Raw genomic sequence first — 15,513 nt, 5'->3', positions numbered from 1 at the left:
TACCGGCAGCTTATGCACAGTCAGAGCCAGAGCAACTCAGCAGATATTAAGGTGATGACTTGAGACGGTCGGCCTGATTGAGGAGCAAGGCTGGGAAAAATCACGGCGTTCTGTGGCGCCCGCCCATAACGGACAATTGCCTTATCGCTAAATCCTGCCTTATCGGTGTGGAGTGGCGTTGTCTGCATGCTCAGGGGGTGTGCCACTCTGCGCCTGTCATCGATCCAACAATGACTGCGCATAATGTATATTATGTTAAATATGGTAAAGACCGATATTTAATGTGATCGGCCGCACGCTGCTTCGAAGCTCGGCTCATCCGCCAAGCCAGCGGCTCTGGATGGAGGTGATATTGGCATGCAAGTCGCCTATTTTTGGCATAACTCAATGATACCTAAGAGTTTCCTTTTTTAATCAGCATATCGAACACCACTCGAGCAAACCCTTGAGCAACCTGTGGGTTACTGAGAATCTGCAGCATCTGGTTCTGGTGTGCTTCTGAACTGCTCAGCACGGCATCATCAAGCGCCTGGGGGAAATCGCCAAGAAACGCCTGATCAGGTGTGTTGTTCCTGAGTTGGTGCATCACCTTTTCATTCTCCCCTACTTTATCCGCCACTGTGCGGGCATAGTTGAGCATGTCATCGTCAGTCAGGTTGTCCGTGATAAACAGCTCATTCAGCCGCTGAAGAATGGTGGAAAGGAACTCCTCCTTTTTGTCTCTCGCCTTGGCTGAACCCATTTCATTGCCTGGCTCCAGGCAGTATTCGCCCTGACCTTCTTTCAGCTGAAGATCTTGCTGTTTGATCTTTGAAAGACGGTAGTGGCTCAGCGTGACATTGCTCAGGTCGACATCGTCATCTTCATCGACCTTTTCACGGAGCATCGGTCTCAGGTGACGGGCGTAGAGGCTCAGTTTTTCCAGCTCCTTGTCATCGTAATCGACGATCTGGGACATGAATTCATAGAAGCGCACATAGGTGCCAAGATCCTTCTTGAATATCTCCAGCGTATCTTTCTCTTGCTTGCATTCTTTGAGGCTGTTTTCAGCATTGCCGATCAATACAGCATCGCCCGATGCCTTGCAGCGTTCGAACATGTCTTTCGCGGTTTTGTATGCATCCACGGCGTTGGCATAGCGCTTCTGCCAGCGCTCTACTGCAGGTTTACAGATATTACTGATCGCTGCGTTGCTCTTATTCGGCACAAAGAACGCGGTGGTGAACTGCTCGATTTCAGTCCAGGTGAAAATGCCCTGAGCTTTGAGCTTTTCGAACAGGTCGTACACTTTGTTCGGGTCGGACACGTCGGTCAGTTCTGCCGTCTGATAGTACGGCTGGAAGGCCTCGAGAATATCCTGAGGATCGTTGAAGAAATCGAGCACGAAGGTGCCCGATTCCGCCTTGCCAGGATAGGTACGGTTGAGGCGTGACAGGGTTTGTACGCATTCCACGTTTGCCAGTTTCTTGTCCACGTACATGGCACAGAGCTTTGGCTGATCAAACCCTGTCTGGAATTTGTTGGCGACCAGCATCACCTGGTAATCATCGCTATCAAACGCTTCGCGCATATCGCGCTTCTTCAGGTTCGGGTTCATATTGGTTTCGGTGAACTTTTCACCCAGCAGGGCTGCCGCGTTCGGGTCGTTCTCGTTGAATTCCACTTCACCCGAGAATGCCACCATGGCGTGGATTTTCTGGTACTTGTGGTCGTCTACGTACTTGTCGAACGCCTTCTTATAGCGCACAGCCTCTTTACGCGAACTGGTGACAACCATCGCCTTGGCTTGCCCACCCAGCAGGCCCATGACGTTTTCCCTGAAGTGCTCAACGATCACCTGCACCTTTTGGGCAATGTTGTAGTCGTGCAGGCCCACCCACTGGTTCAGCTTCACCCTGGCTTTCTTGGCGTCTACCTCTTCATCCTGCTCCCGCACCTTCTGAGCAAGCTGGTATGCCACCTTGTAGCTGGTGTAGTTCTTCAGTACATCCAGGATAAAGCCTTCTTCGATGGCCTGGCGCATACTGTAGACATGCCAGGCTTCTGGCTTGTTCTTGCTTGAGGCAGGGCTGTCGGGGTCGGGGCGACGCCCGAAAAGCTCCAATGTTTTTGGCTTGGGCGTGGCGGTAAACGCAAAGAAACTGAGGTTTTGGTTGCCTTTGCGGGCCTCCAGCGTGGCGTCCAGCAGATCTTCGCTGGTCAATTCGCCCTGTTCTTCATCTGGTTCCAGCATCAAGACTTCTTTGAGCTGACGGGCGGTAGAGCCTGACTGGGATGAATGCGCCTCATCCGCGATCACGGCATAGTTGCGCTCCTTCAGACTCACACTGTTTTCAATCGCCTTGAGCACAAACGGGAAGGTCTGGATGGTGACGATGATGATCGGCTGGGCATTTTCCAGCGCGGCGGCCAGCTTTTCAGACTTGGAGCCGTCGCCTTCCTTGTTGTTGATGCGCCCGACCACCCCGTCGGCATGCTCGAACTGGTAGATGATATCCTGCAGCTGATCATCGAGCACAGTACGGTCGGTGACGACGATCACCGAGTGGAAACGCTTATCGCCCGCTTCATCATAGAGTGAAGCAAGCTGATGCGCGGTCCAGGCGATGGAGTTGGATTTGCCCGAGCCCGCGCTGTGCTGAATCAGGTACTTGTGGCCTGGACCGTTTTCGCGGGCATCCGCGACCAGCTGGGTGACCACATCCCACTGGTGGTAGCGCGGGAAGATGAGCGTCTCTTTCTTGTACTTCTTGCCCTGCCAGTCCTCTTTCTCTTCGATCTGCAGGTGAACGAAACGAGCCAGAATGCGCAGGATATTGTCAGGCGCCAGCACTTCTTGCCAGAGATAGGCGGTGGCGTATTCATTCTGATTCTCGGGCACCTCGTTGCCAGCACCGCCCTCCTTCGTGCCCCTGTTGAACGGCAGAAAGAAGGTGTCGTCCCCCTCCAGCCGCGTGGCCATGTACACCTCGTACTGGCTGACGGCAAAATGCACCAGCGCCCCGCGCTTGAAGGTCAGCAACGGCTCAGGCTTATTGGTGGCAGGATCTTTGGGCAGACGGGTGAGTTTGTATTGCTTGATCGCTCGTTCTACTGCCTGTTTGAACTCAGACTTCAGCTCCAACGTGGCGATGGGCAGGCCGTTAAGGAGCAGCACCAGATCAATGCGCCATTTTTTGGCCTGTTTACCCGTAAGTGCCAGATGTTCTGCGGTGGCATAAGGGCTGTAGACCAGCTCGGGGACGACGCGTAGGCGGTTCTGTCGATAGCGCGTCAGCGTATCGGGGTTCAGGTCGTGATCAGGCTTGAACTGGCAGAGGCGGAAACGGGTGCCGCGATCCTTCAGCTCATGGCGCAGCACGCCAAGTGTGCCAAAGGTGCGCAGTTCCTTGTTGGCGGCGTTCGGGTCCGCCTTGCTCAGCTGATTGGCCACCCGTTCCAGAAATGCTTTCTCGGGGTCGTTTGGATAGAGCTTGCAGTACTTCTGCCACTGCTCAGGCTGGGTTTCTTTCACGAACCCGAGTAAGTCTTCCTCATACAGCGCCAGCTCGCGGTTGTAGCCAGCGGGCTTACCTAAAAGCCAGCCGTTCGCCAGTAGCTGTTTAATAACTTCATTCTGGAAAACGGCTTCTTGTGCTTTGCTGGCGTAACTACTCATATCCAAACGTCCTTGTGGTTCTGTCAGTGCGTTGCGGGTGCTGTTGTTGCTGACTCGGTCATTGTTTTCTGCTGCTTGTCAGCTGAAGGCTGCGGTTTCCAGTTTCTGACATCAATTTTGCCTGTTACAGCAGCGGAAATTAGAGCTGATCGGCGTTCTTTCATGAGATCGATTGACATCTCCGCTTTTTTTACCAAAGAGTCAAAAGCCTGTATCTGCTTCATGATGTATTTAGAAATTTCCATTTGCTCTTCCAAGGGAGGAAAGGTTACATATAATCCTTTTGCCAGTTCAACATTGAAATGCTGCTGGATCGCTCCACCTGAACCTGACGATATCTGTTTTTTACATACATCTGAATTAATTTGATAGCACAAAAAATCAGATATTATTTTTTTACTCTTTCTAATTATTATTAGATCTATACAGTTGTAGCTATCATGTTTAGCTAAAACAACAGCAGCCTTACCAGGCTGTCCTGACCGCACTACTAAAATATCTCCTTGGAAAACTTGGCTTTTCATGAGGTCGGAGTTTGAGGCCTTGGATATGTATACAAAATCCCGTTCTTCAATACTATTTTCTTTAACGTTAAGCGATCTAAAGCAAGGTATCCCGTTATCAACATAATACTTCGCTGGCGTCACCACGATACCGACGGTAACTTCGGGTGTGATATGTCTAAGTGGCACTACACTCCAATGCTCAGGCACTTCCCCCAACCACTCCACACCTGAATCTTTTATCGGCGCATCGGGATTCAGGCCCTTGGTGACGGCATGACTGATCACCGCCTGGCGCTTCTCTTTCAGCAGCTTGATCAGTTGCTGCTGCTTTTCGATCAGGGTGTCGATCTTGGCGGTTTCGTGGTTGAGGAAGGCTGCAATTGCGTTTTGTTCATCTATAGGGGGGCGGAACAAAAGCAAGTTCTCAACTTGCTCGGCACTTACAGCCTCAAAAGTACTCCCTGTTGATACAGAAACAAGCTCTGTTTTAAAGACGATAGCAGCCCACCATAAGAAGTCTTTTGTTAAGCCTGAAGGAGATATGGAACAGAGGCCTCGCCCTATTCCATAAGCTTGATCCGCTAAATTTATAGCGCCGACAGGAGCACGGACAGAAAAAAGGATTTCTCCTTTTTCTGATGTTTTTTTTGCTACTGCGCAGTATTGCTTCGGTATGGGATACAACCTACCAAACTCCGCATTACCCTGTAAGAATGGAAGTCCAATACCGTCCTGATTACAATCATCCGAACTGGGTGACTGCCCCATATTTATATGAGCTTCAAATTTAAGCTTAGATTTCCACCAGTGTTTGGGGGTTTCTCCTATCCATTCGACATTAGAAGCTTGGTAGTCTACGTAAGGCACATACTTGCTCAAAATAGATCCTCCGATGATGCATGGCGAGGATTTTTTCGTGAGCAGAAGGCGCGCCTGCGCGCAGCGACGGAGCATAGTGAACTATGTGACGGAGCGAGCACAGCAGCAACGCATTGATCGCGGAAAAAGACCGTCATGAGTGCACCTCCGCCAGCAGCTCCATAATCTCCCGACTCACCTTATCCAGATCCGCATCAATCTCTCCCAGGCTGCGCGGCGGCTGGTACACATAGAAATGCCGATTGAACGGAATCTCATACCCGACGATACCGACCTCCCCATCCTTCTCGTCACGCTTGTTGGCGTCGATCCAGGCATCTGGCACATGCGGTGCGACTTCACGGTCAAAGTAGTCTTCGATCAGCTCTTCTACCCGTTTTGATGGATCAAGCGGGATGTTCTCGTAATCGCGCAGGTCGCTATCGGGTTGGTATTCGACCACGACGGTCTTGCCGTTGAGCATGGCCTCAAACGCACCATATTTGGGCTGTGCGGTTTCCTTCAGCACCTTCTTGATGACCCGCTCGGCTTCAGGGTTCTTCCAGGTGATGGCGTCCAGCAGCTGCTTTTTCTGTTTTGCGTCGAGCTTGATGCCTGTGGCCTTGAGCGCCTTCTTCAACTCATCATCAAACGGGTTGAAGTCATCACACTGGCCAGAGACGATAGCGCCCTCGCCCATCTGTTGTACCAGCTGGTCACGCAGTTTTTTGGCCGCATCGAGCAGCGCTTTCTGGTCACGCCAAAGTTTGGGGCTGAGCAGGTCTTTGATCTGCTTCTCTTTCAGCTCAGAGAAGCTGGCTTTCATCTCCACCCTGATCTCTTTCTCGACTGCTGCCAGCTCTCCGTAGGAGTCGCTGTCCCACTGCTGACCAAACTGCTCCCAAATCCACTGCATGGGGGCGTTGAACGGCTTGGGCGCAAAGCGCAGTGTTGCCAGGCGTTCATCATCCATCTGTACCGACAGGCGTAGCGGGCGCTCAATGGTGATGCGACGGTAACCGAAATCGGTGGTATCGAAAATCTTAGTCAGCGGCTGGCTGCTGGTTGGGTCGGTGGCGCAGGCGTCATCAAAGGCACCAAATTCACGCGTGATGGTGCGGATATCGTCTTCAGTCAGGTATTTGCGCTTGGAGCCCAGTGACTTGCGCATCTTGCTGCTCAGGTTCACGCCGTTGATAAGCTGGACCTTGCCTTGGCGCTCGGCGGGCTTCTTGTTGGACAGCACCCAGATATAGGTGGCGATGCCCGTGTTGTAAAACATATCGGTTGGCAACGCGACGATGGTTTCCAGCAGGTCGGCTTCCAGAATGTAGCGACGAATTTCGCTCTCGCCGCTGCCTGCACTACCCGTAAATAGCGGTGATCCATTGAGGATGATACCGATACGGCCACCGCCCTCGATCTCGCCTTCCTGGTTGGGCGCACGATCACGCAGCTTGCTGATCAAATGCATCAAAAACAGCAGTGAGCCATCGGACACACGCGGCAGACCAGGCCCAAAGCGGCCATCGAAACCTTTGAGGGTGTGCTCATCTTTGATCTCGCCTTCGACCTTTTTCCAGTCAACACCGAAAGGCGGGTTGGAGAGCATGTAGTCAAACTTGTCGGCATAGAGCTGGTCATTGGAAAGCGTATTGCCCAGCTTGATGTTGTTGACCTCCTGCCCCTTGATCAGCATGTCGGCCTTGCAGATGGCATAAGACTCGGGGTTCAGTTCCTGACCGTAGGCCCGCATCACGGCGCTTTGGTTGGGGCTGCGTTCCAGCACATATTCCATGCCGCTGGACAGGAATCCCCCTGTCCCCGCTGTAGGGTCATAGATGGTTCGTACGATGCCTTCCTTGGTGAAAACATCATCGTCCTCCATGAATACCAGGGAGGTCGTCAGGTTCACAATGTCGCGTGGGGTAAAGTGCTCCCCCGCAGTATCGTTGGCGCTCTCAGCAAAGCGGCGGATCAGCTCCTCGAACACCAGGCCCATTTCGTGGTTGGAGATGCGTTCAGGGCTCAGGTCGGTGTTGGCGAACTTCTGAACCACCTTATATAGCAGGTTGGCATCGCTGAGCAGGCCGACGAATTCATCGAACTTGAAGTACTCGAAGATCTCGCGTGCGTCGCGGGAAAAGCACTGCACGTAGTTCTCGAGGTTATCCTTGATACCTGATTCACCCAACTTCGACAGTGTCATGGGCGAGGTGTTAAAGAATCGCTGGTTGGTAGCCCTCAGGACCATCTTCTCATAGGCTGCTTCGGGCAGGTTCATGCCCTGCACCTTCGTATGCGTATCCAGTACCGCCTGCTTGTCACTCTCAAGCACACATTCAAGTCGGCGCAGCAAGGTGAACGGCAAGATAACTCGCCCATACTGACTTTGTTTGAAATCACCGCGAAGCAGATCAGCTACCGACCAGATGAAGGCAGCTGTTTGTGAGAAGTTTTTCATTGAAGTAATGCCTAAAATCCGTGTATGGAAAACAGGTGATGGGGTGAAGAGCATCTGCCGATTTCTGTGGGGAAATCAGTGTACTATCTGGTGCCGTTTTTGTCTGGCAAGCCTACGATTCACTGTCAGGCCTGCTCTCCACTGGAGGTTGAGGTTCCTGAATGCCCTACCCGGCTTGCCCGTCCAACAAGTAGTACGCAGGGTTGTACCCCATTTAGAGCTATGTATCTACACCCCCATGAGCATGCTTTAGAAAATACCCTTCAAGCCGCCCCTTTACCAACTAGTTTAAGCGTCAAGGATACCCGGTACCCCGGCCCATTTTTCCTCTCTCGAAAGTCTCGGGTATTGGACAATCTAGCCATCATCAAGCCCAGAGGGTTTGGATACAGATATAGAGCCCCAAAAAGAACAGGAGAGCAAGAATCGGATGTTTCGAGTTCTGGTTACCGTCTAGGGTGAGGTCTGGATGTTTTGATCAGGGAGTGCCAATCACCATGACATCTTCGATAAATGCCTCAATGGGTGGTCGCGAATGGGCAATGCTTGTTGCGCTATCCGTTCTCTGGGGTGGTTCGTTTTTCTTCATAGGTGTGGCAGTAGCGGACTTGCCACCACTCACGATAGTAACCCTCAGGGTTTCTATCGCTGCCGTTTTGCTATGGATGACAGCTGTTGTGATGGGGCTGCGCCCACCAAAGGGGGTGAATATATGGGCGGCTTTTCTTGGAATGGGATTACTGAACAACGTTATCCCGTTTTCCCTGATCGTATGGGGCCAAACGCAAATTGCCTCTGGACTGGCGTCGATTCTCAATGCTGCAACCCCGATATTCACGGTTGTAGTCGCCGGACTTTTTCTGCCCGACGAGCGTGTAACACCGCGAAAGGCGCTTGGTGTGACGGTTGGTTTCATAGGCGTTGTAGTGATGATAGGGCTGCCAGCGATCAACGGCATAGGTGTGCTAGCGCATTTCGCCGTTATTGCCGCAACTCTGCTTTACGCATTTGCTGGCGTGTTTGGGCGAAGATTCAAGACAATGGGCGTAAACCCATTAGTCAGCGCAGCCGGCCAGGTTACTGCATCGTCACTGTGGTTGGCACCTGTCGCATTAGCCGTTGACGGCCCGATCCACCTTGCCGATCTGAAGATATCGGTCTTAGGTTCAGTTTTTGGGCTTGCCTTTTTCTCAACAGCGATTGCTTATGTGCTTTATTTCAAAATTCTGGAATCAGCTGGAGCAACCAATCTCCTGTTGGTTACCCTGCTGGTGCCTGTTTCAGCCATCCTTCTGGGGTCACTGTTCTTGAATGAAGAATTGGGGGCTGTTCACTATCTGGGAATGGCTATGATTGCTGCAGGCCTATCAATCATTGATGGCAGACTTTGGCGGAGTCGTAAAAATGAAGTACTTGGAAATTGACCCTGAAGAAGCCCCGCTACCACTTCTACTGGAAGCCGATCCCTCGGATAAGATGATTAAATCATACTTGCCAGATTCGTGGTGCTATGCAGCTAAATCCAATGGTGAGGTTGTCGGCGTGTGCATTGCAAAACGCATTAGAGATAAAACGGCTGAAATATTGAATATCTCTGTGCATCCTAATCATCAAAAAACGGGCATTGGAACCCATCTTCTGAGTTTTTCTTTAAAGAAGTTAATGGATAAGAGTATCCAGCGGGTGGAGTTAGGCACAGGTACATTTGGGTACCAGCTCGCCTACTATCAGAGGCTTGGCTTTCGCGTGGAATCTGTAATTAAAAACTATTTTTTAGAAAACTATGAAGAACCTGTGTTCGAACATGGCATACAGCACAAGGATATGCTCAGGCTCTACCTCGACATTGGTCCAAGCGGCGAATAAAATCCTGGGTATACGGATTTAATGGTTGATGAGGCTGTAACCAAGCCCGCCAGTTGGCGGGCTTGGTCGTTAAGCTCCCGGCTATTCCACATAACAGTTGGCAGTTTCCAATAACTTCTGCTCGTATAAGAAGATATCGTTAAGTGTCTCTATCGGATGCCTGGTTTCATTTTTAGCGCCGTCAAATATTCCGATGTACTTCTGTGAGCGATTGAAGTGCATTCTGCAAAGCGGCTTTCGGTTGTTGTCATCAATAAGCACCCCGCAGTAACTTTTTGTGTCCCGCATCACTACTCTGTCAGGATCGATGGCTTTTCGTACAATTGCTTTAACTAGGTTGTAGCCCTCAACTTCGTCCTCCGTTGTAACAATTCCGCTGTCCGTTTCCTCTGTTTCTCCGATGTCAGTGTCATCAAGAGGGTCTGAGTAGCGATTCATCGCGCTTTGCAGGCGATCATTTATTTGTTCGTTGAGAAACTGATTAACCGCCTTTTTTATAATTGGCTTAAAATCATTTTTTACCGATTGGGTCAGCTTTCCTTCATAAACTGATCCGACCAGCAGTTTAACCATATCATCACTCGGGTCCCTCAGCTCCTGCTGCAACACCTTCTTGATCTGATTGGAAAACTTCATTTCTCCTGCCGAATTAAGCACATCCTCCAGGTCGAACTTTTCCTTGCTCAGCTTTCTCAGCTCAGGAATCAGGCTTTCATCCAGGTTTTCAAAGTCAATTTCAAGAAAGGGACGCTCATCCATCTTGTTGGTGGCATCCAAGTCGCTGAAAAATTGGTAGACGGTTCCGTTGGTTAAAATTGCTATACGAGCGGTTGTCACCGAAAAGTAGCGATAGAGCTGAGAGGCGTGTTTAAGCGTTAGCTGCTCACCGTACTTTTTTGCTTCAATGAGGATCTGGATTTCGCCGTTATGCATGATGGCATAATCAACCTTCTCGCCTTTTTTGGTCCCGGTGTCAGCAGTAAACTCGGGCACCACTTCAGCAGGGTTGAAAATGTCATACCCCAACACCGAATGAATGACAGGCATAACCAAGGCATTTTTTGTCGCTTCTTCAGTTTCCAGTCTGTCACTGACCTTTTCGATTTTTGAGACGAGATCCAGAACTTTTTCTTTAAATTCCATGTTTTTACTCCAGCTCATTAACAGTATCAAAGTTAGTAAGCAGCTTCAGATTCGTCAATAAAATGCTCTATACTCCATGCGTTGCTTGCGACTCGCATTGGGCCTCATTTTATTTAGGGCCAATGGCTTCCATCAATACTCTTAAGCTGAGGGTTTTACGTCCTCTCGCCCAAGTTAATCTCGCATATCTTTGTAATCCGATTTTTGTTCTCTGTGAGAATCACCCTGCTCATGCTGGCGCGCTCTTTCCAGTTGGCGGCGAACATCCGATAGAGATGAGGCAATAATTCCAGTCGGAACCGCAATCATTCCCAGTCCAATCATTAAGATTCCAAACGTAAACAACCTCCCCCCGTTTGTTATGGGATAAATATCTCCATAGCCAACCGTTGTGAGTGTGGCAACTGCCCACCAAAGCGCATCAAATATCGAGCGGAACACTTCTGGCTGAGCGTTGTGTTCAAAATGGTAGATTCCTACGGCTGCAAGAAAAAGCAATACAAGGCTGGCGATGGTAAAAATAACCAGCTCCTCCTTGGCCAGATATATTGCTCGCATAAACCGGAAAATAGCCATGTTGTAACGGGCGAGCTTTAAAACTCGAAGCAAACGCAGCAGACGGACCAGCCTTAGAGTTCGCAAATCCACCAGAAAACCAAGGTAAAAAGGCAGAATGGCAAGTAGGTCAATTAATCCATAGAAACTAAAGATAAAGCGCAGTTTTTGTGGGGCCATGTATACACGGTAAAGGTACTCAACCGAAAAAATTCCCACAACAGCTAATTCAGAATAGTAGAGAAATTCCTTGCTGGTTTCTGAAAGATTCGGAAGGGTGCCAATAGAAAATGTAATGACGGAAAAGAGGATTAGCCCTGCAATTGACCAAGCAAAAAAGGGCCGATCCAAGAGCGATGGCTTACCGGCAATCACAGAACAGTACTCATCAAGTTATCCCTCCAGAGCTTAACCAGTGATCCTCAGTCAAAATTACAACGGGAGCCCCCTTCTTCCGGTATTCGTCTCCTGAATTTTGTTTGCTCACGACCAAGCATGACTAATGAGATTGTAGATTTTTCGATTTATATCAAAATAAAAGGGCCTAAGTAATAAGTAAGGGGTAGTTTTCAAGTTTACGGCTTCTTTCTTCTTCATCCTTAACAGAGCTACAAAACACCCCCACTACCCCATTTACTGGAATAAGGTTAGAATAAATCGTTTAACCCGAACCAGAATCGCACCACTCAAGGCACGCCTCCATGAATCCCGTTACCACCAACCCTTACCGCCTCGAAAAACAGAATGTGGCCATTCTGGTGATCAGTCAGGTGGCGTTCATGGTCGCAGCAATCACCGTGATGACGTTGAGTGGTGTGGTCGGCCAGCAGCTCAGCCCGGACCCGGGGCTGGCGACTTTGCCTATCGCGATCATGATGCTGGGCACGGTGTTCTCCACGTTGCCGGCGTCGTTGTTTATGAAAAACGTCGGTCGGCGCCGGGGCTTTATGGTGGGCGCTCTGTTGGGTGTTGGTGGTGGCCTGGTGAGTTTTGGGGGTATTGTCGCCGAATCGTTTGCGCTGTTCTGTTTTGGCAGCATGCTGCTGGGGGTGTATCAGGGGTTCGCGATGTATTACCGGTTTGCGGCTCTGGATGTCGCCAGCCCTTCATTCCGCAGTCGGGCCATTTCGTTTGTGCTGGCCGGAGGCGTGGTTGCCGCGTTTCTCGGGCCGTGGAATGCCAGTGCTCTGGGAGATGTGGTCTCCTCTGTCCCCAATGGCGCGCCTTATCTGTCAATCGCTGTGTTGGCGTTGCTCGTTTTTGTGTTGTTGACTCAGCTAAAGGTGCCTTATGTTGGCGAGGCCCATCAAGGCGAGGTAGCCCGTCCTTTGCGTGCCATCGGCCGCAATCCCGCCTTTGTGGTGGCTTTGGCTTCCGGCGCCCTGGGGTATGCCATTATGGTTCTGGTGATGACGGCAACGCCGCTAGCCATGCGGGCTCAGGCTTTTAGCATGGATCAGGTGGCGTTTATTATGCAGTGGCACGTTCTGGGAATGTATGTGCCATCGTTCTTTACCGGAGCACTGATTTCACGTGTCGGTTTGAGCCGGGTGCTCATGGCTGGCTGCACGATTCTCATCGTGGCCGTAGTAACCGCCATGCAGGGCGCCAGCCTGGCCCATTTTTGGGTGGCGTTGGTGTGCCTGGGGGTAGGCTGGAACTTTCTGTTCATCGGGGGAAGCACCCTGCTCTCTTCGTTGCACACGGAAGCTGAGCGGGGCAAGGTACAGGGCGTGAACGATCTGATTATCTTCGTGCTGGTTACCATTGGTTCGCTCATGTCCGGCACTTTGCTTCACCAGCTTGGCTGGGAAACCCTGAATGTCCTGATGCTGGCACCGATCGCTGTGGTGGCGTTATCCGTCCTCTGGATGGGTGCCCGCAAGCGTTCTGCTCCGGTTTCGGATGCGGGCTCCCTCTGAATGGCGAACGTTTACGGGTTGCCCATTCGCTGATTCTGGATCATCTGCTCCATCATTAATTGCATATGGTCCATTCGCTGCTCCATTTGCTGCAACCGTTGGTCCTGATTCATGCCGACGCCACCTTGCTGGCTTTTGCCGCTGTTGCCCGGGGAGCGATTTTTCATCTGGCCCTGGCCACCCATGCCTGAATTCCGGTTACCCATGCCGGGGCTCTGGCCGTTCATTCCCATTCCCTGGCCCATCATGCCCGGCCCCATCCCGGATTCCCGCATTATTTGAAGATGCTCCTGCATCCGTTCCATGTGTTCTTGCCGGAAGCGCTGCCTGTCTTCCCGGTTTGACGCCACCTGCATTTGTTGCATGGCTTGCTGCATCTGCTCCATGTTCTGTTGCATCTGCTGAACCCGCTCCGGATTCATCCCTTGCCCCTGGCTGCCCTGGGCATAGCTCAGGGTGGGCGCGGCAATCAGGCTGGCGCAGGCCAGCATGCTCAACCAGTGTTTCATCGCAATTCCTCCTCTTTCTAACAACCTATCAATAGCAGAAAGTCGCGGCGCTGTTTTGATCCACGGCAGATTTCAGTATAGGCAAGCTGCGATAATCCACGAATTTGGCGCTGTGGGCGGATAGGTTTAGAATCCACCGCCTACCTTCCCCGCGGTTCAAGGATGCACAAATGCCAATTCTTGAGGCTGTTCTGATTGCTGTTGCAGTGCTGGCCCTTCTGGGCGTGATCTTCGAAGAAGTGATACACGTGAACAAGGCGAAGACCACCTTGTTTTTCGGTACGCTGAGTTGGGTCCTGTTGTTTTTGTTCAGTTCCGGAGCGGACGAAACGGCCACTGTCTCAGCCGGGCTGTCCGAGAGCATCGCGGAAATTGCGGGGCTCTGGCTGTTTCTCGTGGCGGCGATGACCTTTGTCGCCTATCTCAATAAGAAAGGCATGATTGAAAACATGATCTATCTGATCATGCCCCGCCAGGTGACCGAGCGGAAACTGCTGTTTCTGACTGGCCTGTTCTGTTTTGTGTTTTCATCGCTTGCGGACAATATTACCGCCACTCTGGTGTCCTGCTCTCTGATTCTTTCTTTAAATCTTGACTTGAAGAAGCGCCTGCAATTCATTGTTTTAGTTGTTTTTGCGGTTAACTCTGGGGGCGTGTCGCTGATTACCGGCGACGTGACAACCCTGATGATCTTCCTGGCTGGAAAAGTTGAAATTCTCACCCTGCTCACCCTGGCGATACCCGCGTCGATCACCGTCTTTTTGCTGGCTGTGCTGCTTTCCGGGGGGTTGTCCGGCACGGTCACGCTACGAGCCAGCTCCAACGAAGTCCGTGCTGTCGATGCGGTGATAGCCGGTCTTTTCCTGGTGACCATCATCGCTACCATCAGCGGCAACGCATTGTTCAGCATTCCGCCGGTGCTCACCTTCCTGTTTGGTTTGTCGATTATGTTTCTGGTCTCGCGATTCATGAGTGATGACTCCGATCTGGACCCGATTCTGGAATACATTCGGGTTATTGAATTTGAGACGCTGCTTTTCTTTCTCGGCATCCTGCTTCTGGTGGGCATGCTTAAAGAGATTCATGCGCTGGATTCCCTGGTTGCCATTTATGACGTGCTGCCACCGGTATACGCCAATTACCTGATGGGTATTTTTTCGGCGGTTATCGATAACGTGCCCTTGACGGCTGCTCTGCTGAAATCTGGAATCAATATGAGCCCGGGTGAGTGGATGGGCCTTACTTACGCTGTTGGCGTGGGCGGATCACTGCTGGTCATCGGGTCTGCGGCAGGGATTGTTGCGATGAGTAAGATAGAAGGGCTGACGTTTGGGGCATATCTGAAATACGCCCTGCACTTGCTTGCAGCCTATACCGCCGGGTATGTGGGCGTGATCCTTCTGGGCGCGGCGATGAATGGCTGAGCCGGGATTGCCTGCGGGGCTCAGCGCTCCTGCAGGCAATCAGGAGCTCAAGTGATCAGAAGTTAACCTGAACGCCCAGACCAATGCCGTCTACCGTTACATCGTTATCGTCGTAGTAGCGCATGTACTCAAGGTTGCCAGACAGGTTCTGAGCAATCCTGACATTCAGGCCAGCCCCGTACGAGAAATCGGAGTCGTCGTCCTCAACGGAACCGGCAGAAGCCTCAATCCGGGTAAACCCTACCACCGCGTAGGGCGTTACCGGGCTTTCGTTCACCATGTTAAGGGTGGCATAGCCGCCGAAAAAGTTGTCGATCTCGACATCAATGCCGTGCACCTTATCATCGTTTACGCCAAAGCCAGCCCGGGCTTCCAGGCCCAGAAAGTCCGTCGCCATTACGCCGACCTTACCGGACAACGTACCGGTATCGGCCTCGGCGAGACCGTCAAAGTCTGCCTCCATGAAGGTGTAATTTACGCCAGCATAGAGCCCGCCAATGCCGGACTTATACATATCCTGGGCGGAAGCAAAGCCTGCGCCGGTCATTCCCGCAGTGGCAACTGCTGCAAGCAAAACTTTCTTCGTCGTCTTCATGTCGTTTCTCCTT

11 protein-coding genes are annotated in these 15,513 nt (G+C 51.4%); 4 read left to right on the top strand and 7 right to left on the bottom strand.

The window, feature by feature from the left end:
• Positions 1–394: 394 nt before the first annotated feature.
• The 3 genes from K325_RS0106710 to K325_RS0106700 all read right to left on the bottom strand — a co-directional run bounded on the left by K325_RS0106710 (position 395) and on the right by K325_RS0106700 (position 7,486).
• Positions 395–3,658: a type I restriction endonuclease subunit R gene (locus tag K325_RS0106710; RefSeq protein WP_029653499.1), complete on the bottom strand. Its 3,264-nt coding sequence runs from the start codon at positions 3,656–3,658 to the stop codon at positions 395–397.
• A gap of 23 nt (positions 3,659–3,681) precedes the next feature.
• On the bottom strand, positions 3,682–5,043 hold the full coding sequence (locus K325_RS0106705; protein ID WP_036193166.1) for a restriction endonuclease subunit S: 1,362 nt from the start codon (positions 5,041–5,043) through the stop codon (positions 3,682–3,684).
• Positions 5,044–5,176: 133 nt separating this feature from the next.
• A complete protein-coding gene (locus K325_RS0106700; RefSeq protein ID WP_029653497.1) occupies positions 5,177–7,486 on the bottom strand; it encodes a type I restriction-modification system subunit M in 2,310 nt (769 codons plus the stop codon).
• Between the two features lie 497 nt (positions 7,487–7,983).
• Here K325_RS0106700 and K325_RS0106695 point away from each other — a divergent pair, with 497 nt between their 5' ends.
• Entirely contained in the window at positions 7,984–8,910 is a 927-nt protein-coding gene (locus K325_RS0106695) for a DMT family transporter (RefSeq protein WP_029653496.1), read from the top strand.
• Complete coding sequence (locus K325_RS0106690; RefSeq protein ID WP_029653495.1) at positions 8,891–9,352, top strand: GNAT family N-acetyltransferase; 462 nt, start codon at positions 8,891–8,893, stop codon at positions 9,350–9,352. The genes K325_RS0106695 and K325_RS0106690 overlap by 20 nt, the downstream gene beginning before the upstream one ends.
• A gap of 81 nt (positions 9,353–9,433) precedes the next feature.
• Here K325_RS0106690 and K325_RS0106685 read toward each other — a convergent pair whose 3' ends face one another.
• Positions 9,434–10,495 carry a type I restriction endonuclease gene (locus K325_RS0106685; RefSeq protein WP_029653494.1) on the bottom strand — a complete coding sequence of 354 codons (1,062 nt, stop codon included), beginning with the start codon at positions 10,493–10,495 and terminating at the stop codon, positions 9,434–9,436.
• Between the two features lie 174 nt (positions 10,496–10,669).
• The gene (locus K325_RS0106680) at positions 10,670–11,425 is read right to left on the bottom strand and encodes an ion transporter (RefSeq protein WP_051146583.1); all 756 of its coding nucleotides are present in this window, start codon (positions 11,423–11,425) and stop codon (positions 10,670–10,672) included.
• Positions 11,426–11,751: 326 nt separating this feature from the next.
• Between K325_RS0106680 and K325_RS0106675 the strand changes: the two genes are divergently transcribed.
• Positions 11,752–12,972 (top strand): MFS transporter, encoded by a 1,221-nt coding sequence (locus tag K325_RS0106675; protein WP_029653492.1) that lies wholly within the window; start codon positions 11,752–11,754, stop codon positions 12,970–12,972.
• Positions 12,973–12,983: 11 nt separating this feature from the next.
• Here K325_RS0106675 and K325_RS0106670 read toward each other — a convergent pair whose 3' ends face one another.
• Positions 12,984–13,481: a hypothetical protein gene (locus tag K325_RS0106670; RefSeq protein WP_029653491.1), complete on the bottom strand. Its 498-nt coding sequence runs from the start codon at positions 13,479–13,481 to the stop codon at positions 12,984–12,986.
• Between the two features lie 170 nt (positions 13,482–13,651).
• Here K325_RS0106670 and nhaD point away from each other — a divergent pair, with 170 nt between their 5' ends.
• On the top strand, positions 13,652–14,905 hold the full coding sequence (gene nhaD / locus K325_RS0106665) for a sodium:proton antiporter NhaD (RefSeq protein ID WP_029653490.1): 1,254 nt from the start codon (positions 13,652–13,654) through the stop codon (positions 14,903–14,905).
• Positions 14,906–14,960: 55 nt separating this feature from the next.
• Here the strand turns inward: nhaD and K325_RS0106660 are convergent, their stop codons facing one another.
• Complete coding sequence (locus tag K325_RS0106660) at positions 14,961–15,500, bottom strand: porin family protein (RefSeq protein WP_029653489.1); 540 nt, start codon at positions 15,498–15,500, stop codon at positions 14,961–14,963.
• Between the last annotated feature and the right edge of the window lie 13 nt (positions 15,501–15,513).

Source organism: Marinobacter daepoensis DSM 16072, from assembly GCF_000421165.1.
Taxonomy (GTDB): domain Bacteria; phylum Pseudomonadota; class Gammaproteobacteria; order Pseudomonadales; family Oleiphilaceae; genus Marinobacter; species Marinobacter daepoensis.
The sequence above is the reverse complement of the archived record's forward strand: the minus strand, read 5'-3'. Positions and strand labels throughout refer to the sequence as shown.

Excerpts from the sequence above, each read along its gene's own strand:
- K325_RS0106710 (WP_029653499.1), bottom strand. The coding sequence starts at position 3,658 with ATGAGTAGTTACGCCAGCAAAGCACAAGAAGCCGTTTTCCAGAATGAA.
- K325_RS0106700 (WP_029653497.1), bottom strand. The coding sequence starts at position 7,486 with ATGAAAAACTTCTCACAAACAGCTGCCTTCATCTGGTCGGTAGCTGAT.
- K325_RS0106695 (WP_029653496.1), top strand. The coding sequence starts at position 7,984 with ATGACATCTTCGATAAATGCCTCAATGGGTGGTCGCGAATGGGCAATG.
- K325_RS0106690 (WP_029653495.1), top strand. The coding sequence starts at position 8,891 with ATGAAGTACTTGGAAATTGACCCTGAAGAAGCCCCGCTACCACTTCTA.
- K325_RS0106685 (WP_029653494.1), bottom strand. The coding sequence starts at position 10,495 with ATGGAATTTAAAGAAAAAGTTCTGGATCTCGTCTCAAAAATCGAAAAG.
- K325_RS0106675 (WP_029653492.1), top strand. The coding sequence starts at position 11,752 with ATGAATCCCGTTACCACCAACCCTTACCGCCTCGAAAAACAGAATGTG.
- K325_RS0106670 (WP_029653491.1), bottom strand. The coding sequence starts at position 13,481 with ATGAAACACTGGTTGAGCATGCTGGCCTGCGCCAGCCTGATTGCCGCG.
- nhaD (WP_029653490.1), top strand. The coding sequence starts at position 13,652 with ATGCCAATTCTTGAGGCTGTTCTGATTGCTGTTGCAGTGCTGGCCCTT.
- K325_RS0106660 (WP_029653489.1), bottom strand. The coding sequence starts at position 15,500 with ATGAAGACGACGAAGAAAGTTTTGCTTGCAGCAGTTGCCACTGCGGGA.